General features: G+C 67.6%; 17 protein-coding genes. 6 read left to right on the top strand and 11 right to left on the bottom strand.

Features of this window, described 5'->3' with window-relative positions; translation table 11 throughout:
* Nucleotide 1: 1 nt before the first annotated feature.
* Together H4O10_RS19305 and H4O10_RS19310 are read right to left on the bottom strand one after the other, a co-directional pair.
* Nucleotides 2-1888, bottom strand: coding sequence for an EAL domain-containing protein (locus H4O10_RS19305; RefSeq protein ID WP_049454129.1), 1887 nt, complete (start codon nt 1886-1888; stop codon nt 2-4).
* A gap of 44 nt (nt 1889-1932) precedes the next feature.
* Complete coding sequence (locus tag H4O10_RS19310; RefSeq protein ID WP_005411305.1) at nt 1933-2550, bottom strand: DUF4126 domain-containing protein; 618 nt, start codon at nt 2548-2550, stop codon at nt 1933-1935.
* A 179-nt stretch (nt 2551-2729) separates the two neighbouring features.
* Between H4O10_RS19310 and H4O10_RS19315 the strand changes: the two genes are divergently transcribed.
* The 5 genes from H4O10_RS19315 to ampE all read left to right on the top strand — a co-directional run bounded on the left by H4O10_RS19315 (nt 2730) and on the right by ampE (nt 6413).
* Nucleotides 2730-3473, top strand: a complete 744-nt coding sequence (locus tag H4O10_RS19315; protein ID WP_005411304.1) for a DUF6776 family protein — start codon at nt 2730-2732, stop codon at nt 3471-3473.
* A 4-nt stretch (nt 3474-3477) separates the two neighbouring features.
* Entirely contained in the window at nt 3478-3942 is a 465-nt protein-coding gene (locus H4O10_RS19320; protein WP_005411303.1) for a polymer-forming cytoskeletal protein, read from the top strand.
* 31 nt (nt 3943-3973) lie between these two features.
* Nucleotides 3974-4366, top strand: coding sequence for an iron-sulfur cluster insertion protein ErpA (gene erpA, locus H4O10_RS19325; protein ID WP_005411302.1), 393 nt, complete (start codon nt 3974-3976; stop codon nt 4364-4366).
* Between the two features lie 119 nt (nt 4367-4485).
* On the top strand, nt 4486-5391 hold the full coding sequence (nudC, locus tag H4O10_RS19330) for an NAD(+) diphosphatase (protein ID WP_033833575.1): 906 nt from the start codon (nt 4486-4488) through the stop codon (nt 5389-5391).
* A gap of 134 nt (nt 5392-5525) precedes the next feature.
* Entirely contained in the window at nt 5526-6413 is an 888-nt protein-coding gene (gene ampE, locus H4O10_RS19335; protein ID WP_005414686.1) for a regulatory signaling modulator protein AmpE, read from the top strand.
* Between the two features lie 509 nt (nt 6414-6922).
* On the opposite strand, the gene H4O10_RS19340 is transcribed toward ampE, so the two are convergent.
* The 9 genes from H4O10_RS19340 to H4O10_RS19380 all read right to left on the bottom strand — a co-directional run bounded on the left by H4O10_RS19340 (nt 6923) and on the right by H4O10_RS19380 (nt 21166).
* Nucleotides 6923-7348, bottom strand: a complete 426-nt coding sequence (locus tag H4O10_RS19340; protein WP_033833574.1) for a DUF2752 domain-containing protein — start codon at nt 7346-7348, stop codon at nt 6923-6925.
* A gap of 43 nt (nt 7349-7391) precedes the next feature.
* A complete protein-coding gene (locus H4O10_RS19345) occupies nt 7392-7670 on the bottom strand; it encodes a CD225/dispanin family protein (RefSeq protein WP_005411298.1) in 279 nt (92 codons plus the stop codon).
* A 34-nt stretch (nt 7671-7704) separates the two neighbouring features.
* On the bottom strand, nt 7705-7992 hold the full coding sequence (locus tag H4O10_RS19350; RefSeq protein ID WP_005411297.1) for a CD225/dispanin family protein: 288 nt from the start codon (nt 7990-7992) through the stop codon (nt 7705-7707).
* Between the two features lie 182 nt (nt 7993-8174).
* Nucleotides 8175-10064, bottom strand: a complete 1890-nt coding sequence (locus H4O10_RS19355; RefSeq protein WP_033833573.1) for an MFS transporter — start codon at nt 10062-10064, stop codon at nt 8175-8177.
* Between the two features lie 98 nt (nt 10065-10162).
* Complete coding sequence (locus H4O10_RS19360) at nt 10163-10957, bottom strand: SDR family oxidoreductase (RefSeq protein ID WP_049454427.1); 795 nt, start codon at nt 10955-10957, stop codon at nt 10163-10165.
* A 156-nt stretch (nt 10958-11113) separates the two neighbouring features.
* Complete coding sequence (yccS, locus tag H4O10_RS19365) at nt 11114-13291, bottom strand: YccS family putative transporter (RefSeq protein WP_033833572.1); 2178 nt, start codon at nt 13289-13291, stop codon at nt 11114-11116.
* A 168-nt stretch (nt 13292-13459) separates the two neighbouring features.
* Nucleotides 13460-16582 carry an efflux RND transporter permease subunit gene (locus H4O10_RS19370; protein ID WP_005411292.1) on the bottom strand — a complete coding sequence of 1041 codons (3123 nt, stop codon included), beginning with the start codon at nt 16580-16582 and terminating at the stop codon, nt 13460-13462.
* Nucleotides 16583-16613: 31 nt separating this feature from the next.
* Nucleotides 16614-19847: an efflux RND transporter permease subunit gene (locus tag H4O10_RS19375; RefSeq protein ID WP_049454423.1), complete on the bottom strand. Its 3234-nt coding sequence runs from the start codon at nt 19845-19847 to the stop codon at nt 16614-16616.
* A 74-nt stretch (nt 19848-19921) separates the two neighbouring features.
* A complete protein-coding gene (locus H4O10_RS19380; protein ID WP_012481427.1) occupies nt 19922-21166 on the bottom strand; it encodes an efflux RND transporter periplasmic adaptor subunit in 1245 nt (414 codons plus the stop codon).
* 188 nt (nt 21167-21354) lie between these two features.
* On the opposite strand from H4O10_RS19380, the gene H4O10_RS19385 reads away from it, so the two are divergent.
* A complete protein-coding gene (locus H4O10_RS19385; protein ID WP_111118630.1) occupies nt 21355-22674 on the top strand; it encodes a M20 family metallopeptidase in 1320 nt (439 codons plus the stop codon).
* Nucleotides 22675-23074 lie beyond the last annotated feature (400 nt).

The following is a 23074-nucleotide window of genomic DNA, read 5'->3' on the forward strand; positions in this document are numbered from 1 at the left end:
GTCAGAGCACCGCGTTGTGGAAGTCGAAGTTCAGATCGCTGCCGGCCGACTGCACCATGTTGCCCTGGATGTAGTCGACACCGCCCACCCACATCGCGGCGGCGGCCTGCGGATCTTCGATCTGCTGGCCGATGATCTGCTGCCCGGCGGCGTGCGCCCGCTCGATTGCCCGGCGCAGCTCTTCGCGCGTGGCCGGATTGGAATGGCTGCTGGAGAAGCGCGCGGCCATGCGCACGAACGACAACGGCAGCTGGGTCAGCAGCGCATCGGCTTCGCCCCCGGGTTCGAACTGGCTCAGGCAGAAGCGCACGCCGGCGCCGGCCATGCGCTGGCAGAACTGCTGTAGCGGCACGGTATGGATCAGCGCGTCGGGCAGGCGCACGTCGATCACCAGCGCGCTGCCGGGCAGGTCGCGCTGCTGCAGCGATTCCAGCAGCCAATCCGCGAACGCATCGCGTTGCAGGGTGCGTAGCGACTGCGAAACGAACAGGTTCAGTGGTTGCGTCGCGTGCCGGTAAAGGTCGAGAAGGCCCAGTGCATGGTCCATCACCTGCTGGTCGAGATCGGCGATGCGCCCGGCAGCCTCTGCGGCCGGAATCACCTGGCCTGCCGCCAGCAGCGTACCGTCGGCCTGGCGAAGGCGCAGCAGCAGCTGGTACTGCGCGGTGTTGCCGCCGGCGACGGCGACGATCGGCTGGTAGGCCAGCTCAAGCTGGCCTTCCAGCAGTGCCAGGTGTTCCTGCTCGCTGGTCACGTCGCGGTGCACGTGGCCGGCCACGCCGGCGCTGAGCAGCCGTGCCTGCAGGGTGGTGCGCTCGACTGCTTCCAGCGCGCTGTTGGCATCGTCAAAGCCCGGCGACAGCGGTGCATAGCCGACCACGCCCCGCAGATGCACCGATTCGTCATCGCGGATCACGAAGGCCCGCGCCGACAACTGCTCGCGCAGCGCAGCGGCAATGCCTTCCAGGCTGTCCTCGCTGACATCGCGCGCAAGCAGCAGGAAGCTGTTGTCGTTCAGGCGCGCCAGCAGGTGCGGGTGGCCGGCTTCTGCCAGGCGTTGCCCGGCCTGCACCATCAGGCGCTCGAAGGCGGCATAGCCATAGCGCTCGCGCAGGCCCAGTGCGCTGGATATCTCGACGAACAGCACGCCGCCCTGGTCGCGGTGGGCGAGCGCGGCGTTGAGCTGCTGCAGCACGTGATGCCGCGTCGGCAGCCCGGTTTCCGGATTGCTGGTGGCCGGGGTGCCGGATACGCCGGGCAGGGTTGCGGCCTGCGCCCGCGCACGGCGGATGCGGTTGGCCACGGCGGCGATCAGGTGGCGCGGGCGGATCGGCTTGCTCAGGTAGTCGTCGGCGCCACTGTCGAGCACCTCGAACTGGCGTTCCGGGTCCGGGTCGCCGCTGAGGAACACGATGGGCAGCAGCTGCAGTCCGGGCTGCTGGCGGATCAGCGCGGTCAGGCGCATGCCGTCCAGACCGGGCAGGTGCAGGTCCATCAGGATCAGGTCAGGGCGATGTTCCTTGATCGCCTGCAGCGCACCGTCGGCATCGCTGTGCACGATCGCCTGCATGCCGGCGCCATGCAGCACGCTCTGTGCGAACAGTGCCTGGGCGCGATCATCCTCGACGATCAGCACGCGGTAGGGCGAATCGGAGTGCAGCGGTGCCGGGTCATTGCCGCCGGCCTCGGCCAGCAGGGATGGGCCGGGCAGCGGCGGCGGTGCGCTGCCGATCGATGCGGGTGCGTCGGAGGCGGCCAGCGGCGGAACCGCTGCCGGCGCTGCGGCGACGGCGCTCGCCGGTTCAGCGGTCCAGCGTTGCCAATGATCGGCCGGAGGGGTTTCAGCGCGTCCCGGGCGGGCGCCCGCGGGGGATTCGTTTGCGGCCATCGGTGCTCCTGGTGTTCGCGTCCATTATGCGACAAGCCCGGCGATCAACCGGTGCCGGGCTGGCGTGGACTGTCGGGCGACGCACTGCGTGCCAGCCAGCGCACGCCCTTCCACAAGGTGCGCCAGACCAGCCACACCAGCAGCGCGCCCGCCAGGCTGCAGGCCAGCACCACGATCAGCGCGATCCACGGGTGTGCCAGGGCCAGGGCCAGGCCACCGACCACCACGGTGTCCTCGGCGGCGGAGGCCACCCAGTTGCTGGCAGGCTCGGGCGAGGTATTGAGCAGGGCGCGGGTGCCTGCCTTCAGGCCGTGGCTGGCCAGCGCGACACCTGCACCGGCAGCAAGTGCGCCGGTGCCCAGCTGCCCATCCGGCGACAGCGTGGCTGCGGCAAGGAAGGCACCTGCGGGTACACGTGCCAGGGTCTGCACCAGATCCCACGCCGAGTCGACGCCGGGAATCTTGTCGGCGAAGAATTCGGTCACCGCCAGCGCCGCCGAGGTGCCCAGCACCCACCACGATTCAGTGGCCTGCAGGGCCGGCGGCAGGTCGACCCAGCCGAGCAGGCCGGCCAGGCCGACACCGAACACGGTGAGGTAGACGCGGATGCCGGCCAGCCAGGCCAGCAGGATGCCGATCACGAACAGGTGGGCTTCGGTCATGGCGATGCTCCGGCGACGGAACTGTGCAGGGGACCACACTATCGACGATGGCATGCCTGAACGCCACAGACCGTGGCTCGCCACTGCGCAGGAAACCCACCCGTCCTGTCATACACTAGCCCGTCGTTTGCCACAGGGGCCGTACCGGTGTCGCCCTCGCGATGCCCCGGAATCCACCCATGACCAACCGTCCTCCCATGCGCGTGCAGGTCCGCCTGCCCGGCGCACCACAACCGCCGGCCGACCGTCGCCGCCTGCTGGTGATCGGCGGCATCTGGCTGCTCAGCCTGGTGCTGGCGGTGCTGGGTGGCTGCTGGATGGCAACGCCGCGCGATGCGCAGGGCCAGCGCCTGCAGGCTGCCGAGAAGCGTGCCGAGACGTTGCAGGCGCAGCTGACCGAACTGCGCCAGAAGCAGGCCACGCTGGAAGCCTCCGACCGCATCAGCCGCGCCGCCAACACCGAGGTGCAGTCCTCGCTGGCCGAGCGCGATGAAGAGATCGCCGGCCTGCGTGCCGACGTCGCCTTCTATGAGCGCCTGGTGGGTTCCACCAGCCAGCGCAAGGGCCTGAACACCCATTCGATCGAGTTCAGCCCGGAAGCGGCCGGCACCTGGCAGTACACCGCGGTGCTGACCCAGAACCTCAACCGCGGCGCCATCAGCCAGGGGCAGATGCGCTTCACCGTGGAAGGCGTCAAGAACGGCAAGCTGGCCACGATCAGCTGGGATGATCTGCATCAGCGCAGCAAGGTACCGGGACAGGATTACTCGTTCCGGTACTTCCAGCAGCTCACCGGCAGCGTGATGCTGCCGGCTGACTTCACCCCGCAACGCGTGCGGGTGACATTGGGGAGTGGTACGGGGGGGACCACCCAGGTATTCGACTGGAAACAGGCCGGTGCGCCGGCCAGCAAAGGGGAGTAGGCAGATGTTCGGAAGCAGCAAATCCAACCGTGAAGGCCAGCTGGTGGTGGATGCCCTGATCGGCAACCAGGTGGTGATCCGCGGTGATGTGGAATTCAGTGGTGGCCTGTACGTGGAAGGCCGCATCCATGGCAAGGTGATCGCCGCCGAAGGCGCCAGTGGCGCGACCCTGACGGTCGCCGAGCATGGCGTGATCGAGGGCGAGATCCGTGCCCAGGTGGTGGTCATCAGTGGCCGCCTGGACGGCGACGTGCACGCCAGCGAGAAAGTCGAACTGACCCCGAGCGCGCGGGTCAACGGCAACGTCCATTACCAGGTGGTTGAGATGAATGCGGGCGCCCAGCTGAACGGCCGCCTGATCCATGCCAGCGCCCCGATGGCCGCCCTGCCGGCCCCGGAAGCTGATGAGGCCACTGGCGGCAAGGGTGACACCGCCGCGCGCCGCAAGCTGGCCGAGGCGATGGCTTGAAAGCCATCGTCGGCACCCCCATGCTGACACCATGAGCACGCTAGTCTCCCTGCCCGGCGCCACCCCGGCCGCCGCGCCCGATTACCAGTCGCTGGAGCGCCCGCTGAACTTCACCGAGTCGGCGGCCGCCAAGGTCAAATCCCTGATCCAGGAAGAGGGCAACCCCGACCTGGCCCTGCGCGTGTACATCGAAGGTGGTGGCTGTTCGGGCTTCCAGTACGGGTTCGAGTTCGACGAGAACCGTGCCGAGGACGATCTGGCGGTACAGACCAGCGGGGTGACCCTGCTGGTCGACCCGTTGAGCCTGCAGTACCTGATGGGCGCCGAGGTGGACTACACCGAGAGCCTGACCGGTGCACAGTTCGTGATCCGCAACCCGAACGCAAAGACCACCTGCGGCTGCGGCAGCAGTTTCAGCATGTAGGCGGGGCGAGGGGCCTGCGTCCCGCGCGACAAGGTGTGTGGAGCAAGCTCCACACCCACAGACGGCTTCGGCAAAGCCTGCGGCTTGCCACCCGCATCGATTGGCGGCACGCTTGCAGGATGCCCAATACTCCTTCGCCGCTTTCCGGTTTCGCCTTCGTGGGCGAACCGCTGGAGCGCGCCGATGCCCTGCGCGAAGATGCCGATGCACTGGCGCGCCTGTGGCCGGGCGCGCACATTCTGGTGCTCGATCAGGACGGCAGCGCCTTCACCGGCGATGACGACCAGCCGCTGGCGCTGACCGGCGCCGACATCGGCGGCGGTCCCGGCTCCGCGATCTTCCTCGGCCTGCGCGGGGAACAAGCGTGGTTCTCGGTTGAAGCCGCCAGCGTCACCGTCACCGCACCACGTCGCCTCGACCTGCGCCAGGCCGCGCTGCTGTGGTCGGTGGCTGATGCGACCGCTTTCAGCTACGCACGTGGCATGTCCTACTGGCACTCGCGCACCCGTTTCTGCGGGGTATGTGGTGGTACCGTGGCGTTTGCCCGTGGCGGCTTCGTGGGGCGTTGCGCGCAGTGTTCCACCGAGCACTATCCGCGTGTCGACCCCGCTGTGATCGTGGCGGTTGAAAACCAGGGCCGCCTGCTGCTCGGCCGCCAGTCAAACTGGGCGCCACGTCGCTACTCGGTGCTGGCCGGCTTCGTCGAACCGGGCGAGACCTTCGAGCAGACCGTGGTGCGCGAAGTCCACGAGGAGAGCAAAGTGCGGGTGACGGCCTGCCAGTACCTCGGTTCGCAGCCCTGGCCATTCCCGGGTGCGCTGATGGTTGGCTTTCGCGCACAGGCGCAGGATGACCTGCCGACCGTGGACGGTGAGCTGGAAGACGCGCGCTGGTTCAGTGCCGACGAGGTCGGCGCAGCGCTGGCGCGCGATGTGGAGGACGATGGCCAGGGCATCCGCCTGTCGCCGCCGATCTCGATTTCGCGCGGCCTGATCGAGCATTGGTACCGGCAGCAGAAGGGCTGAGGCGGGCCGGCTGGGGTGATTGCATTGCCGCCACCTGAACACGGCACGGGTTACAGTCCGGTTCACCGCTGAGGGCGCCGCTGCGACAGGTAAGGTAGCGGCGCCGAGCGTTCTGTTTCGTAGGGAGACCTGCCATGTTCACCACTCTGGCCGCCGTGCTGGTGGCACTGGCCCTGGGCCATGTTGCTCCGGCCGCTGCTGCCTCGCTGCGCCGTTTCGACGGTTTCCGGCGTTGGCTGGGCTGGCTGGATGCGCGTGGTGGCAAGGCCTGGCAGGGACCGGCCGGCGTTGCCTTGGCCCTGCTGCCGCCGCTGTTGCTGATGGCGCTGCTGGCGTGGCTGTTGCGCGGGGTGCTGTTCGGCCTGCCGTCGCTGCTGCTGGGCGTGGCGGTGCTGGCCTGGTGCTGGGGCCCGCGTGACCTGGACCGCGATATCGAGGCCATCATCGATGCCGATGATGCGGCGACGCGGCAGGCTGCAGTGCGCAACCTGCAGTCGGCCGGCGGCAGCCTGCGCGAGGACATTCCGTCGCTGGTCGAGGCGACGGTGCTCAACGCACTGCGGCGCTGGTTCGCGGTGCTGTTCTGGTTCCTGTTGCTGGGCCCGGCTGGCGCGCTCGGTTACCGGCTGCTGGCGCTGATGGCGGAAAGCCCGATGCGTGCCCGCGTGCCGGTCGAGCCGCTGGCGCTGGCGCAGCGGCTGCTGGGCTGGATCGAGTGGCCGGTGGCACAGCTGATGGCGTTCTCGATGGCGCTGGTGGGCAACTTCGATACGGCGTGGAAGGCGTGGCGCCAGGCCCATGGCGAGCGCCTGACCGGCAACACCGGGTTCCTGGGTGCGGTGGCGCGGGCCAGCGTCAACGCCGAACTGCGCGAGGACGCGCACGACTACACCGAGGCGGGGCTGTTGCCGGTGTGGCAGCGGTTGCCGGACCTGCGTGATGCGATGAGCCTGGTGTGGCGGATGCTGCTGCTGTGGCTGGCGATCCTCGCCCTGCTGGTGATTGCAGGCTGGGTGACGTAGTTGCTTTGCAGGGCTTGCAGCCCTGCACCTGCAGAGGTAAACGCCAAAGCCAAAGCGGCTCTGGGTTGCTGAGGGTTGGGCGGGGCGGTGTGGGGCTGCAGGACACGCCGTAAACCCGTCCCTGGGGGCTCGATGGCGCCATCCATGGCGCCAACGGTCCTGCGGCCCCACACCGCCCCACCCCCGACAGTTTCCCGGTGACGGTGGGTCAACTGCGACTGCCGGTGGGTGTCGACCTTGGTCGACACGGTAGATCCACGCCATGCGTGGATGCGGAGCGAAGCGATCCGCTTTTGCTTTTGATCTTTTCTTTCTTTTCCGTGGTGGACGCGCACGGAAACTGTCCGTGGCCGGGCGGGTGGGCTGCGCAGGGGCGTGAGCCGCATGGATGCGGCGACCGAGCTTACATGGACGTACTCGCAGCGACCCCTGCGCAGTCCACCCGCCCGGCCTATCCCATGACCGACAAACGCCGCCCACCACGAGGGGCTGCGCCGTTGGCTGGAAACCTAGATCGGTGCCAGTGCAGTGAACGGTGCCCACGGCAGGTTGCGCAGCAGCGCATACCCGGGCAGCACCCAGAGCCAGAACACAGGATTGGCCAGCAACCGCATCAGCGGGTCGAGCACGCGTGGGCGGATGCCGGCGATGTTCAGCAGCATCAGCAACAGGAACGGCAGGCTGATGACCAGCAGCGGGTTCATCGCCATCGCGCCGGGCAGGTCGAAGTGGACCAGGGAGTACAGGCAGCGCGTGCTGCCACAGCCCGGGCAGTACAGGCCGGTCAGGGCGTACAGCGGGCAGCTCGGCAGTGGATTGCCGGCGACATACGGATTGACGTTGCGCAGCACCACCGTGGCACCCACGGCCAAGCCGGCGGAAGCCAGCAGCGGCGCCCAGCGGGCGAGTCGGGAACGAGCGGGAAGCGCGGACATGCAACAACGGATCCGGCGCAGGCGCCGGATCCGTCCAGGCGTATCAGTAGCCGCTGTTGCTCATCGCGCCCATGCCGCCGAGCACGACGAAGAACAGCACGTACAGCACGACCAGCACGGCCCAGGCAATGGCCGACCAGATGGCCCACTTCTTGGCCTTGGCGGCGGAGTCCTGGGCGCCGGCGATGTCGCCAGCGGCCAGCTTGCCGTTGACCTGTGCGGCGTAGACGATCGACACGATGCCGGCCGGCAGGCAGCAGAACAGGGTGGTCAGGATGGCCCAGACCAGGTTGTTCGGGACCTGCGGAGTAGCGGTATTCATGGGTTCAAGCTCCTTGATGGGTGGTGGTGGTGAATCATTGGTCGGAAAGAGCGCCCAGTACGGCCAAGCCGCCGAACAGCCCGAGCCACAACAGCAACAGGACCGGCAGGGCCACGGCCGAAGCCACCGCCCACCAGCCCGCCTTGCGCGACGCGCTGTAGGCCCCCGGCAGATCGCCAGCCGCGCGGCGGCCATCGACCTGGGAGGCATAGACGATCGACACCACGCCCAACGGCAGGCAGCAGAACAGCGTCGTCAGGATCGCCCAGACCAGATGGTTGGGGATGTAGACCGGACGGCTGAGCGGTGGTGGTTGATTCAAAGCGAGACTCCATTCCTTGGTGGCCGGCCTTGGTGAATCGGCCGAACCTCCCCCCTGTGGGTGCGTAATCTACCGCAACCGGCGTTGCATGTATGCGTTTACACGCACGACATGTCGTGTTCGCCACTGGACGGTGGCGTATGCGGGGGAGGTTGCCGGGCCTGCCTGTCAGTTCGATTCTGTCATGCGTGATCGCCGCGCAGGGCCCGCACCTGGGCTTCCAGCGCCTGGGCGTTGGTGGTGTGGCCGTCCATGGACGGTGCCGCCACTACCTCGACGGTGGCTCGGAAACGGCGCGGCACCCGCATGCGGCCGAGGCGGCTGTCGCGCCGGCTCCACATGCTCGACCACATGCCGCGCAGGGCCATCGGCACCACCGGCACCGGCCGCCGTTCGAGGATCTTCTCGACGCCGGACTTGAACGGGGCGATTGCACCATCCCTGGTCAGTGCGCCTTCCGGGAAGATGCAGACCAGCTCGCCTTCGGCCAACGCGGCGTCGATGTCATCGAACGCGCGTTGCATCAGCGCCGGGTCTTCGCGCGCACCGGCGATCGGGATCGCCTTGGCGGTACGGAAGATCCAGCGCATCACCGGGATGTTGAAGATCCTGTAGTACATGACGAAGCGCACCGGACGCGGAATCGTCGCCGACAGGATCAGTGCGTCCATGTAGCTGACATGGTTGCAGACCAGCAGCGCGGCACCTTCGTCGGGCACGTTGGCTTCGATGCCGTGCGGGCGCAGCCGGTACAGGGTGCGCACCATCAGCCAGCTGAGGAAGCGCATCAGGAATTCGGGAACGATGGTGAAGATGTAGATCGCCACCAGCGCGTTGGCGATGGCCAGCGCCAGGAACTGCTGCGGGATGCTCCAGTGCAGCAGCTTGTGCGCGGCCAGCGACAACAGGGCTGCGCCGACGATGAAGCCGGAATTCTGGATGTTCAGCGCCGCGAACACGCGCGACATCTGCGCCTTCGGCGTGCGGCTCTGGATCAGCGCGAACAATGGCACCACGAAGATACCGGTGAACAGGCCGATGCCGATCAGGTCGATGACGATGCGGATGCTACCGGACTGCTGCAGGAAGGTGCCGATGGTCAACCCGTGCACCGTCGCCTCGCCGCTGCGCGCGAAGTACAGGTCGAGCAGGAACGCGGTCATGCCGAACGCGCCCAACGGCACCAGGCCGATTTCCACCGTGCGTGCCGACAGCTTTTCGCACAGCAGCGAGCCGACGCCGGTGCCGACCGAGAACAGGGCCAGCGCAAAGATGTACAGGGTTGGTTCGCCGCCGAGGTTGGTCACCGCATAGGCCGGCAGCTGCGAGGTCAGCACGGTGCCGACGAACCAGAACCAGGACACGCCCAGGATTGAATTGCGCACCGCCTTCTGCTGGCGCGCCATGCGCAGCACCGCCAGCGATTCCGGCAGCGGGTTCCAGTTGATCTTCAGGTCCGGGTCGCCGGCATCGACCTTGGGAATCAGGCGGGCGGCGATGTTGCCGCAGATCGCCAGCGCGATGATCGCGCACGCGGCCACCACCGTGCCATGGCTGCCGGCCACGGTGAACACCAGGCCGCCGACGATCATGCCGGACAGGATCGACATCGAGGTGCCCATCTCGACCAGGCCGTTGCCGCCGGTCAGCTCTTCGGGCTTGAGCACCGAGGGCAGCACCGAGTACTTCACCGGGCCGAACAGGGTTGACTGCATGCCGGTGCAGAACAAGGCGACCAGCAGCACCGGCAGGCTCTGGGTAAGGAAGCCGGTGGCCGCCAGCGACATGATCACGATCTCCATGGTGGTGGTGATCACGATCAGTCGCGATTTTTCCAGTTTGTCGGCGATCTGCCCGGCCAGTGCCGAGAACAGGAAGTACGGCAGGATGAAGATGGCCGGTGCCAGCGTAGCGTACAGCCCCAGTTCTTCCTCCGGCACGGCCATGAACAGCAACATGCTGATGATCGCCTGCCGATACACGTTGTCGTTGAACGCTCCGAGCGCCTGGACGACGAAGAACGGCAGGAAACGGCGCTGGCGCAGCAGGGCGAACTGGTTGTGACCGGACATGGAGCCTCCTTGACCGGCGCAGCCTAGCATTCCTGCCTATCCGCTGTGGGTGCGGACCTGTGGGTGCGGACCGTTGGTCCGCACACCTGTCGATGGTCTCAGACGATATCGTCGACCACGCCGCCATCCACGCGCAGTGCCGCACCGGAGGTGGCGGAGGCCTGCGGCGAGGCCAGGTACACCACCATGTTGGCTACTTCCTCGACCGTGGCGGTGCGCTGGATCACCGAAGACGGCCGGTGTGCCATCACGAACTCGCGGCCGATCTGCTCCAGCGGCTTGCCGCTGCGCTGGCGTTCATCTTCGAACATCGCCGCGAAACCGTCGGACAGGGTCGGGCCGGGCAGCACCGCGTTGACGGTGACGCCACTGCCGGCCACGCGCTTGGCCAGGCCGCGCGACAGCGACAGCTGCGCGGTCTTGCTGACACCGTAATGGATCATGTCGGCGGGAATGTTGCGTGCCGATTCGGAGGAGATGAACAGCACGCGGCCCCAGCCGGCGTCGACCATCGCCGGCAGCAGTGCCCGCGACAGGCGCACGCCGGACATCACGTTGGTCTGCCAGTAGCGCTCCCAGGTGGCGTCTTCGGTCTCGAAGAAGTCCTCGGGGCCGAAGATGCCGGCGTTGTTGACCAGGATGTCGACCTTGGGCAGGCCGGCCAGCAGCACATCGACACCGGCTGCATCGGAAAGGTCGGCGGCGACGCCGATCACCTCGGCACCCGGAACGGTGGCGAGCAGGCGCTGGCGGGCGCGTTCGACACTGTCGCTGCTGCGGCCGTTGAGAATGACCCGCGCACCCGCCGCGGCAAGACCCTGGGCGATCGCCAGGCCGATGCCGGCGGTGGAAGCGGTAACGAGCGCGGTGCGGCCGGCGAGTTCGATCTTCATGGGGGGAGTCCAGGAGCAGGTGATCACCCAGTATCCGCGCAGGACCGTGATCGGGATGCAGCGCCAGGCGCAACACACGGTTGCACACGGTGCAGTAGATCCACGCCATGCGTGGATGGACTGCGGGTCGCGCCAGGCCATGCCCGGCGCCGGCCTTCAGGTGAGCGTGCGCACCGCCTCATTGGCCGCCGCCCGCACCTTCGGCAGCATCCGCAGCACCAGCGCCATCTGCGTGCGGATCAACTGCAGCTTCGCCGGCATCGCCTCGTCGATCTGCTCCAGTTCGGCCGCCACCGCGCGGTCGGCGTCGTTGTCATCCTCGCTGACCGGCCGCCGTGCCGTCAGGGCCGAGGCCAGCTGCTGCAGCGCTTTCCGCACGCGGTCACCGGCGGCCAAGGCCAGCGGATCGCCGGCGTAGCTGTCCACCTGGTCGCGGTGTGCACCCAGCGCCGACAAGTGCCCAAGCAGCGTGTTGGAGAGCGCCAGGAAGTGGAAGCCGGCATCCAGGTTGCGGCGCACATGACCGGGTTCGCGCAGCATGTTCGACAGCGCGGTGGACAGCGCGGCGTCGGCGTTGTGCATGTCGCGGCGGGCGATGCGATAGGCCAGGTCATCGCGCATGCCGCTGCGGTACTGGCCCAGCACCGAATCCAGGTAGCGCGCGGCGGTCTCCAGCACCCGCGCCAGCACAAGGTGCAGCTGACGGCCCTGCCAGTCGGGCAGGATCAGGAACGCGGCAGCAGCGGCGATCGCGCAGCCCAGCAGCGTATCGACCATGCGCGGCACGATCAGCACGAAGCCATCCCCGATCAGGTTGAAGCAGGTCAGGGCCATCACCGTGATCGCCGCCGAGGCCACCAGATAGCGGTCGGTGCGGGTGAAGAAGAACAGCAGCGCCGACAGCAGCGCGATCAGCAGCTGCACGTGCAGCTGCGGGAACAGCTGCAGCAGCGCCCAGGTGAGCACGAGGCCGGCCACGGTGCCGACGATGCGCTGCGCCAGGCGTTGGCGGGTGGCGCCGAAGTTGGGCCGGCACACGAACACGATGGTCAGCAGCACCCACGAGCCGTTCTGCGCATTGAACAGACGGATCGCGGCGAAACCGGCGATCAGCGCCAATGCCATGCGCAGGCCGTGGCGGAACAGGACCGAGCCGGGCGTGAGCTGCTGGCGCACGCGCACGCCCATCTCGCGCAGGGTATGCGGGTTGCTGTCGCGCAGGCGCGTATCGACATTGTCGAGACTGGCCTCGGAGCGTTCGGCGTCCAGCAGGCGGCGTTCGATGCTGCGCAGGTTGTGCACCAGCAGGTCCAGCGAACCCAGCAGTCGCTGCCACTGCGGGCGCTGCTGGTCGCGCAGGTAGGCCAGCGCATCGGCCAGGTCGCGCCCGGCCTGCTGGTTGTTTTCGCCATATACGAACGGGCGGCGCAGGCGGATCGCCTCGCCCAGGCGCGCGCAGGCCTGGCCTTGAAGATCGAGCAGGCGCTGGCAGCGGTACAGCACGTCGCTGTGGAAGAATGCATCGACCAGGGCGCCGTACGGGTAGTGCGAGGAACTGGCGCGCTCGTGGAAGTCCTGTGCCATGTAGTACAGGCGCAGGTACAGGCCGGAGTTCACGCCGGGCCGCCCGGAACGGCCGAAGCGGGCGAGAATCGCGGTCTTGGCCTCGTTCAACGCGCCGACCACGCGCCGGTTCTGCTCGGCCAGGTCGAGCTGGCGGCGTTGCAGGTCGGCCTCACGTACCGGTTCGAACAGGGCGGCCTTCAGCTGCAGGTAGCGGCCCAGCTCGATGTAAAGCCGCGCCACGCGCTCGCGCACCGGTCGGTTGGCGAACAGTGCGGTCCACAGGATCGACAGCAGTCCGTACCAGACGGCGCCCGCCAGCAGGTGGCTGACCGCTTGCAGCGCGGTATGCAGGTCGCTGGCACCGTGCTGCTCCAGCCCGATCATCGTGTAGATCGCCAGCGTTACCGTGGCCTGGGCGATGGATGCGTAGCGCTCGCCGAGCGCGCCCAGCAGGGTCAGGCAGAAGGTGGACAGTGCCAGCGCGCCGATGAAGATCCACGGCCAGGGGAACAGCCAGATCACCGACGCCGCAGCGATGCAGAAACACAGCAGCGACAGCGCCACCGCCTTGGTCCGGCCCCACCAGTTGTCGTCGGTCTCGGCGATGGCGCTGGCGATGATGCCGAGGAAAACGCCGGGCAGGGCGGTCAGCGCATCCAGCTGCCAGCACACGGCAAGCGCTGCGGTCAGGGCGATGAACACGCGCAGGCCGTAACTGGCCTTCTCGTGGGCCCACAGGCGGCTGAGGCGGGATTGGCGGGCGGGCATGCAGGCTCGGCGGAAGGATCTCCCACCATTATTGCGGGGTGCGCGTGAAATATGGAGGGCGGACCACCGCGGTAGTGCCGGCCGCTGGCCGGCAGATTTGCCGTACCGAGAAAGCCGGCCAGCGGCCGGCTCTACCCTTAGATCCACGCCATGCGTGGATGGGCCGTTCTACGCACGCTGCGCGCGCTTGAGCAGCTTCGCTTCGCGCTTGCGTGCGCGACGTGCCCGCCAGCGTTCGGCCAGGCACGAGAAGATCACGTACAGCGCCGGCGTGCTGAGCAGGGTCAGGCTCTGCGAGAACAGCAGGCCGCCGATCATCGCGATGCCCAGCGGGCGGCGCAGTTCGGAGCCTTCGCCCAGGCCGATCGCCAGCGGCACCGCCGCCAGGATCGCCACCATCGTGGTCATCATGATCGGGCGGAAGCGCACGATGCTGGCCTCGCGCGCGGCATCGCGCGGTGCCAGGCCATGCTCGCGCTGCGCCACCAGCGCGAAGTCGATCATCATGATCGCGTTCTTCTTGACGATGCCGATCAACAGCACCAGCGCGATCATCGAGATCACCGACAACTCGGTGTTGGTGCCGAACAACGCGAGCAGTGCACCCACGCCCGCCGCCGGCAGCGTGGACAGGATGGTGACCGGGTGGATCAGGCTCTCGTACAGCATGCCCAGCACCAGGTACACGGTCAGGATCGCGGCGAACACCAGAATCAGCATGTCGCTGGGGTCGGAGTTGAAGCCGAAGCCCGCATCATCGGCCAGGCGGATGTCACCGGGCATGCGCATGCCGGCCACGGTCGCGTCGATGATCGCCTTGGCCTCACCCATGCTCACGTTCGGAGCCAGGTTGTAGCTGAGGTCCATCGTCGTGTACTGGTTCTCGTGGGTGATCTGCGAAGGGGCCAGGCCGGGCATCTGCGTGGCCACTGCGGTGATCGGCACCATGTCGCCGTTGCGCGCACGCACGTACACCTCGTCCAGCGCGGCGGGGGTGGCGGTCTGCGAGGGCAGGGCGTTGACCACCACGCTGTACTGGTTGATGTCCGAATAGATGGTGGAGATCTGGCGCTGGCCGAACGCACCGTACAGCGCACCGTCGATGGCACCCACGGTGATGCCCAGGCGTGCGGCCTTGGCGCGGTCGATCTGGATGTTCTGGCGCAGGCCGGCGTTGTCCACGTCGGTACCGACATCGCGCAGCTTGGGGTTCTTCTTCAGCTCCGCCTGCAGCTTGGGCAGCCATTCCTGCAGCGATGCCAGGTCGTTGCCCTGCAGCGAGATACGGTACTGCGCGCCCTGGCTGGAACCGCCGCCATCGTTGCTGGGCAGATCCTGGATCGCGCGCAGGCGCAGCTGCAGGTCGGGGTAGCGGTCGGCCTTGGCACTCAGCCGTGCGAGTGCGTGCGCCGTGGTTTCGCGACGGCCATCGCTGCGCGACTTCAGCTCGATGTTGAACTGTGCGCTGGAGCCCTGGCGGCCGCTGCCCAGGCGCACGCCCACGGTCTTCACCGCGGGGTCGGCCATCAGCATGTCGGTGATGCGGCGCTGGCGGGCGACCATGTCCTCGAAGGACACCGTGGCGCTGGAATTGGCGCGGCCCCAGATCAGGCCGGTGTCCTGCGGCGGGAACGCGCCCTTTTTCACCGCGCCGAACAGGAAGACGGTGGCGCCGATCAGGATCAGCGGGGTCAGCGACAGCAGCAGCGCGTGGCGCAGCGAGAAGTCGAGGAAGACCGTGTAGATGCGAAGCATGCGCTCATGGCCGGCATCCAGCCAGCGGCCGAAGCGCGACGGCGGCGCGCTGTGGTCGTGCGCGCTGAGGAACCGGCTGCACAGCGCCGGAGTCAGCGTCAGCGAGACGATCATCGAGACCACGATGGCCGCCACCAGGGTGACGGTGAATTCGCGGAAGAACGCACCCATCATGCCGCTGGCGAACAGGAGCGGGATGAACACCGCCACCAGCGAGGCGGTGATCGAGACGATGGTAAAGCCGATCTCGCGCGCGCCGGTGAGCGCCGCCTGCATCCGCGGCATGCCTTCGTCGAGGTGGCGCATGATGTTCTCGATCACCACGATCGCATCGTCGACCACGAAGCCGATCGCGATCACCAGTGCCAGCAGGCTCAGGTTGTTCAGGGTGAAGCCCATCACGTACATCACCAGCGCGGCACCGGCCAGCGACAGTGGCACGGTCACCGCGGCGATCAGCGTGGGTGCCAGCCGGCGCAGGAACAGCGCCATGGTCAGCACCACCATCGCCAGGCTGATCAGCAGGGTGATCTGCACTTCATGCAGCGACGAGCGGATGGTCGGCGTGCGGTCGAAGTACGGCGTCATCGTGGTGCCGGGCTGCAGGTAATCGCGCAGGGTCGGGATCTGCGCCTTGACCCGGTCCACCGTCTCCACGATGTTGGCGCCGGCACGGGTGAACACGTACATCACCACCGCAGGTTTGTGGTCGAACCACGCGGCCTGGTAGGCATCCTGCTGGCCGTCGTAGACGTTGGCGATGTCCTTCAGGCGGATCACCCGGCCATCGCCCTGGGTCTTGACCACCAGGTCGGCGAAGTCGGCGGCACGCGCCACCGAGTCGTTGGCGATGATCGCGGTAGTGGTGTTGCCGTCGCTGAGGAAACCGGTGGGCGAGGTCACGTTGGCCGCGCGCACGGCGTTGCGCAGGTCATCGGCGGTCAGGCCGAGCGCGTTCATCAGGCGCAGGTTGACGTCCACGCGCACCGCCGGCGTAGAAGCGCCAGCGATGTCGACCGAAGCAACGCCGCTGATCTGGCGGATACGCTGGGCCAGCAGCGAGTCGGCGACGTTGTACAGCTCGTCGGCCGACTGCGTCTGCGAGGTCAGCGCGATGGCGATGACCGGGTCGTCGTTCGGATTCGCCTTCTGGTACATCGGCGAGCCCATGCCCGAAGGCAGGTCGGCCTGCGCCGAGTTGATTGCGGTCTGCACGTCCAGCGCGGCCGAATCGATGTTGTGGCCGCTCTGGAAGATCATGAACACCAGCGAGCTGCCTTCCGAGCTCGACGAGCGCATGCGGTCGATGCCCGGCAGCTGGCCGAGGTGGCGCTCCAGCGGCGCGGTGACTGTCGAGGCCATGGTCGCCGCATCCGCGCCGGACTGGCTGGCATGCACGAAGATCACCGGGATCTCGATGTTCGGCAGTGCCGATACGCCCAGGCGCAGGTAGCAGATCAGGCCGACCATGAACAGGCCGATGGCCAGCAGCGCGGTGCCGATCGGGCGGCGGATGAAGGGGCCGGACAGGTTCATCGTGCGGCCCACCGCAGCAGCGGGGCGTGGATCATGCCTGCGGCTCCTGCAGCGAACCGTTGCGCAGCGCGCGCTGTTCTCGGCGGCGCGCCAGCCACTCGGAGAAGCGTTCCATGTACAGGTAGATCACCGGCGTCGTGTACAGCGTGACCAGCTGCGACAGCAGCAGGCCACCGACGATGGCGATGCCCAGCGGGCGCCGCAGCTCCGAGCCGATGCCGGTGCCCAGCGCCAGCGGCAGCGCGCCGAGCATTGCCGCGGCGGTGGTCATCATGATCGGGCGGAAGCGCAGCAGGCAGGCGCGGCGGATCGCTTCATGCGCGTTGGCACCGGCGCGACGCGCCTCGATTGCGAAGTCCACCATCATGATGCCGTTCTTCTTGACGATGCCGATCAGCAGCACGATGCCGACGATGCCGTCCACCGACAGGCTCAGCCCGCACAGCATCAGCGCCAGCAGCGCGCCGACGCCGGCCGGTGGCAGCGTGGAGATGATCGTGATCGGGTGGATGTAGCTCTCGTAGAGCACGCCGAGCACGATGTAGATCACCACCAGCGAGGCCAGCAGCAGCCACACCACATCGGTCTGGCTGCCGGTGAATTCGGCGGCCTTGCCGATGAACTCGGCATGCAGGTGTGCCGGCATGTCCAGGCTGTCCTTGGTCTCCTGGATCGCACGCACCGCTTCGGACAGCGAATAGCCCGGCGCCACGTTGAACGAAACCGTTACCGCCGGCAGCTGCTGCTGGTGGCTGACCACCAGCGGCGCACTGCTGATCTTGCCTTCAGCCAGCGCCGACAGCGGGATGATGTTGCCGGCGCCGACCGTGATGCCGGTGTTCTGCGCGCCGATGCCGGTGGCGGTGGACGAGTTGGACGAGGTGACCTGGCCGAAGCTGGTGGCATTGGTGCCGGTCAGCGCGCCGGCGCCGTTGGAAGCCACGGCCAGCTGTTCCATCAGCGCGGTGCTGGTACGGAACTCCGGCGCCACTTCCAGCACAACCCGATACTGGTTGAGTTCGGTGAAGATGGTCGAGATCTGGCGCTGGCCGAACGCATCGTAGAGCGTGTCGTCGATGGTCTGCATCGGCACGCCCAGCACACTGGCCTTGTCGCGGTCGATGTTCAGTTCAAGCGCGCGGCCCTGGTTGGACAGGTTGTTGTCCACGTCGGCCAGTTCCGGGCGCTTGCGCAGCGCTTCGGTCAGTCGCGTGGCCTGCGTGGCCACTTCGGCGCTGTCCACGTCCGACAGCGAGTACTGGTATTCGGTGGCGGCCACGCGGGTATCGAGGGTCACGTCCTGCACCGGTTTCAGGTACAGGGCCACGCCCGGAATACCGGCTACCGCCTTCTGCAGGCGCGGCAGGATCTCATCCAGGCCATCACGCTGGCTGCGCTCCTTCAGCACGATCGACAGCTGGCCCTGGTTGAGCGTGGGGTTCATGCTGCCGGCACCGATGAATGCCGACACGCCGGTCACGTCCGGATCCTGGCGCAGGGCTTCAGCGACCTGCCTGGTGCGCTGTTCCATCTGCGGGAAAGCGATGTTCTGGTCGGCCTGCACCACGCCGGTGATCAGGCCGGTGTCCTGCTCGGGCAGCAGCCCCTTGGGAATCAACACGTACAGCAGCACGGTCAATACCAGCGCGCCACCGGCCACGGCCAGGGTCAGGCGCTGGTGGCCCAGCACCCAGTCCAGGCTGTGCTCGTACAGGCCGACGGTGCGCGTCCACAGGTTCTGTTTGCCGGCCGCCGCTGCGCGCTCATGCGCATCCTCGCCCTCGGGCAGGGCATCGGGCCTGAGCAGGTAGGCGCACATCATCGGGGTCAGCGTCAGCGAGATCAGCATCGACAGCACCACGGCGATGCTCAGCACACAGGCGAACTCGTGGAACAGGCGGCCGGTGACGCCAGGCATCAGCAGCAGCGGCAGGAACACCGCCACCAGCGAGACCGTCAGCGACAGCACGGTGAAGCCGATCTGGCGTGCGCCGATCTCGGCCGCTTCCTTGCCACTCTTGCCCTGCTCGATGTAACGCACGATGTTCTCGATCATCACGATCGCATCGTCGACCACGAAGCCGGTGGCCACCACCAGCGCCATCAGCGACAGGTTGTCCAGCGACATGCCGGCAAAGGCCATCACCGCGAAGGTGCCGGCCAGCGACAGCGGCACCGCCACCGAGGGAATGATCGTGGCCCACAGCCGGCGCAGGAACACGAAGATCACCGCCACCACCAGGCCGATGGTGAGGATCAGGGTGAACTGCACTTCATGCACCGAGGCGCGGATGGTCTCGGTGCGGTCGTTGAAGATCTCCAGGTGCACGTCGGCCGGCAGCACGCCCTGCAGCTGGGGCAGGATCGCGCGGATGCGCTCGACGGTCTGCACGATGTTGGCGCCCGGCTGGCGACGCACTTCCAGCAGCACCGCCGGCTTGCCATCGGCCCAGGCCGCCAGCTGGTCGTTCTCCACGCCGTCGACCACCTCGGCCACGTCGGACAGCCGCACCGGGCGGCCGTTCTTGTAGCTGATGATGGTGTCGCGGTACTCGGCGGCGCTGGCCAGCTGGTCGTTGGTGCCGATGCTGTAGGACTGGGTCTTGCCGTTCAACGAGCCCTTGGGCGCATTGACGTTGGCCTGGGTGAGCGCGCTGCGCAGCTGTTCCAGGGTCAGGCCCATGTTCGACAGCTGCGCCGGATTGACCTGGATGCGCACGGCCGGGCGCACGTTGCCGGCAATCGAGACCAGGCCGACGCCCTGCACCTGCGACAGGCGCTGGGCCAGGATCGAGTCGGCGTAATTGTTGACGTCGCGCAGCGGGCGCGTGTCAGAGGTCAGTTTCAGGGTGACGATGGCCGCGTCGGCCGGGTTCACCCGGTTGTAGACCGGCTGGTAGGGCAGCGACGAGGGCAGGGTGGCCTGGCGGATCGCCGCCTGCACGTCCTGCGCGGCGATGTCGATGTCGCGGTCCATCGAGAACTGCAGGATGATCGTGGACAAGCCAGCCGACGAGTCGGAGGTCATCAGCTCCAGCCCGGAGATCTGGCCGAACTGGCGCTCCAGCGGCGTGGTGACCAGCGAGGCCATGGTGGTGGCGTTGGCGCCGGGGTACTGGGTGGTGACCACCAGGCTGGGCGCATCGATTTCCGGCAGCGCCGACACCGGCAGCTTGCGGTAACCGAGGATGCCCAGCAGCAACAGGCCCGCCATCAACAGCGAGGTAGCGATCGGGCGGCGGATGAAGATCGTCGAAAAGCCCACGGACTGATCCTTGCTGGCACTTCAATGTCGGCGCCGGCGGGTCCGCCGGCGCGAGGGAGAACCGTGGCCTGCGCTCAGCGCGGACCGCCACCGCGACGGCCACCGCCGCCACCGTTCTTCTGTTCGGCCGCCTTCAGCTCGGCCTCGGTCGGTGCGGCCGGGGTTTCGCCCGGCTTCAGCGCGGTGACCTTGCTGCCCGGCTTCAGGCGGAACTGGCCTTCACTGACCACCCGCTCGCCGCCCTTCAGGCCTTCGGCGATCTGCACCTGGCTGTCGCCCACTTCCACGCCGCTGCGCACGGTCTGCATCTTCACCGTGTTGTCGCCCTGCACGACGTAGACGTACTCGCCATCCGGCCCACGCAGCACGGCCTGGGTCGGAATGACCACGCCGCCGGCAATCGTGCGCAGCTGCATGCGCACGTTGACGAACTGGCCCGGCCACAGGCCGTTGTCGGTGTTGTCGAACAGCGCGCGCGCCTTGAAGGTGCCGCTGTCGGCACTGATCAGGTTGTCGACCACGTCCAGCTTGCCGTCGCCGGACAGCACGTGCGAGTCGGCGCGGTCCAGTGCCGCCACCGGCACCGCGCCGGCGGCCTGCGCCTGGCGCACGTCGCCGAGCTGGCGTTCGGGCAGGTTGAACAGGACGTGGATCGGGTGGATCTGGGTCAGGGTGACCAGCGCGGTGCCGGCGTTGACCACGTTGCCCGCGTCGACCGCGCGGATGCCGGCGATGCCGGTGATCGGTGCGGTGACCCTGGTGTACTGCAGCTGCACCTGTGCCGAGCGCATGCTGGCCTCGTTCGCCGCGACTGCGCTTTCGTACTGTGCCACTTGGTTTCGCTGTGTATCCAGATCGGTCTTGGCGACGAACTGGCGGTACTCCGGCGCATTGGAGCGCTGGTAGTTGGAGCGCGCGGTGGCCAGCAGCGCCTCGTTCTGGCGCTTGGCTGCCGCGGCCTGGTCATAGCTGGCCTGGGCGGTGCGTGGATCGATCACTGCCAGCACGTCGCCCTTCTTCACTTCCTGGCCTTCGCGGAAGTTCAGGCTCATCAGCTGGCCACCGACCTGCGGGCTGACGGTGACGGTGTTCATTGCCGTCACGGTACCCAGTGCGCTGGCATACACCGGTACGTCCTGGTGCGTGGCCTGGACCACGGTCACCGGCACCGGGCCGGCATCCGGGTCTTCGCCACCCTGGCGCGCTCCCGCTGCCGGCTTTCCAGCCTTGTCCTTGCCCCCGCCGATGACGCGCAGGCCGACCACGGCCAGCACCAGAACCGCCACGACCAGCAGCACGATCTTCCAAACACGTGACATTACGAGGACTCCAAGAGGGCTGGACGGGGCGCGGCCCCGGTTGGCAATGCGCAAAGCATACCTGTGCCACATCACGTTTCCTGCATGACGGATGGGACGGGCGCTAAGACCGGATCCGGCCGCGGAGGTTCCCGTGGCGGCGGTGTTGCCCTACATTCAGCTGGACCCCTCTTGCTGTGGAGATTGCGATGCGCCGTTCGCTGCTGCTGTCCGCCCTGCTGCTGGCCCTGCCGGCCGTTGCCCACGCCCAGGACGGGCAACGCCCCGAAGTGACCGCCGCTGCCCAGCGCCTGCAGGCCAAGGTGGTTGAATGGCGCCGCGACTTCCATCAGCACCCGGAACTGTCCAACCGCGAGGTGCGCACCTCGGCCGAGGTCGCCAAGCGCCTGCGTGCGATGGGCTTGAAGCCGAAGACCGGCATCGCCCACCACGGCGTGGTGGCGATCATCGAAGGCGGCAAGCCCGGCCCGAAGATCGCGCTGCGTGCGGACATGGACGCGCTGCCGGTGACCGAGCAGACCGGGCTGCCGTTCGCCTTCAAGGCCACCGACCAGTACCGCGGCCAGACCGTGGGCGTGATGCATGCCTGCGGCCATGACGCGCACACCGCCACCCTGCTGGGCGTGGCCGAAGCGCTGGTGTCGATGAAGAAGGACCTGCCGGGCCAGGTGATGCTGATCTTCCAGCCGGCCGAGGAAGGCGCACCGCCGCCGGAAGAGGGCGGTGCCGCGCTGATGCTGAAGGAAGGCCTGTTCGCCGACTTCAAGCCGGAGGCGGTGTTTGGCCTGCATGTGTTCTCCAGCGTGCAGGCCGGTCAGATCGCCGTGCGTGGCGGTCCGCTGATGGCAGCCTCGGACCGCTTCGGCATCAAGGTGATCGGTCGCCAGACGCATGGCTCCGCGCCGTGGAACGGTGTCGACCCGATCGTGGCCACCGCTGATCTGGTCGGCACCGCGCAGACCATCGTCAGCCGCCGCGCCAACCTGTCCAAGCAACCGGCGGTGCTGACCTTCGGTGCGATCAACGGGGGCATCCGCTACAACATCATTCCCGATGAAGTGGAGATGGTCGGCACCATCCGCACCTTCGACGAGGGCATGCGCCAGCAGATCTTCGCCGATCTGCGCAACGTGGCCGAACACACCGCCGCCGCGCACGGTGCGAAGGCGGTGACCGACATCTACGAATCGGAAGGCAACCCGGCCACGGTGAACGACCCGGCGCTGACCGCGAAGATGCTGCCGAGCCTGCAGGCGGTGGTGGGCAAGGACAACGTCTACGAGCCACCGCTGCAGATGGGCGCGGAGGATTTCTCGCTGTACGCGAAGGAAGTGCCGGGGATGTTCTTCTTCGTTGGTTCCACCAGCGTGGGCATCGACCCGGCGACGGCGCCCGCCAATCATTCGCCGAAGTTCCTGCTGGATGAGAAGGCGCTGGATGTCGGACTGCGCGCGCTGCTGCAGGTGAGCCTGGATTACCTGCACGGTGCCGGCACTCCGGCGGGGTGAGGGTTTCCGGCAGGGCTTGCAGCCCTGCACCCGCTTGGATCAACGGCAACGTCAACGTCAAAAGCGGGCATTCCGTGGGATGGCGGGGTGGGTCCGGTTGAGGGGGACGCCGTAAACCCGTCCATGGGGGCTTGGCCGCGGCATCCATGCCGCGGACACCCCCTCAACCGGACCCACCCCGCCTTCGACAGTTTCCCGCGGCTGTTGGTGCCCGCTGCTGTTGGTGGGTGCCGACCGTTGGTCGGCACGGCGGACGTCATGAATGTCTGAAGGATCGGCTTCTGATTTTGATTTTCCTGATCTTTCCCGTGGTGGTGGTGGCGCGCAAGGAACTGTCAGGGGCCGGGTGGGTAGGCGGGGCGGGGGTGTCCGCGGCATGGATGCCGCGGCCAAGCCCCCA

The organism is Stenotrophomonas sp. I18B00994 (assembly GCF_014145825.1).
GTDB classification, from domain to species: domain Bacteria; phylum Pseudomonadota; class Gammaproteobacteria; order Xanthomonadales; family Xanthomonadaceae; genus Stenotrophomonas; species Stenotrophomonas maltophilia.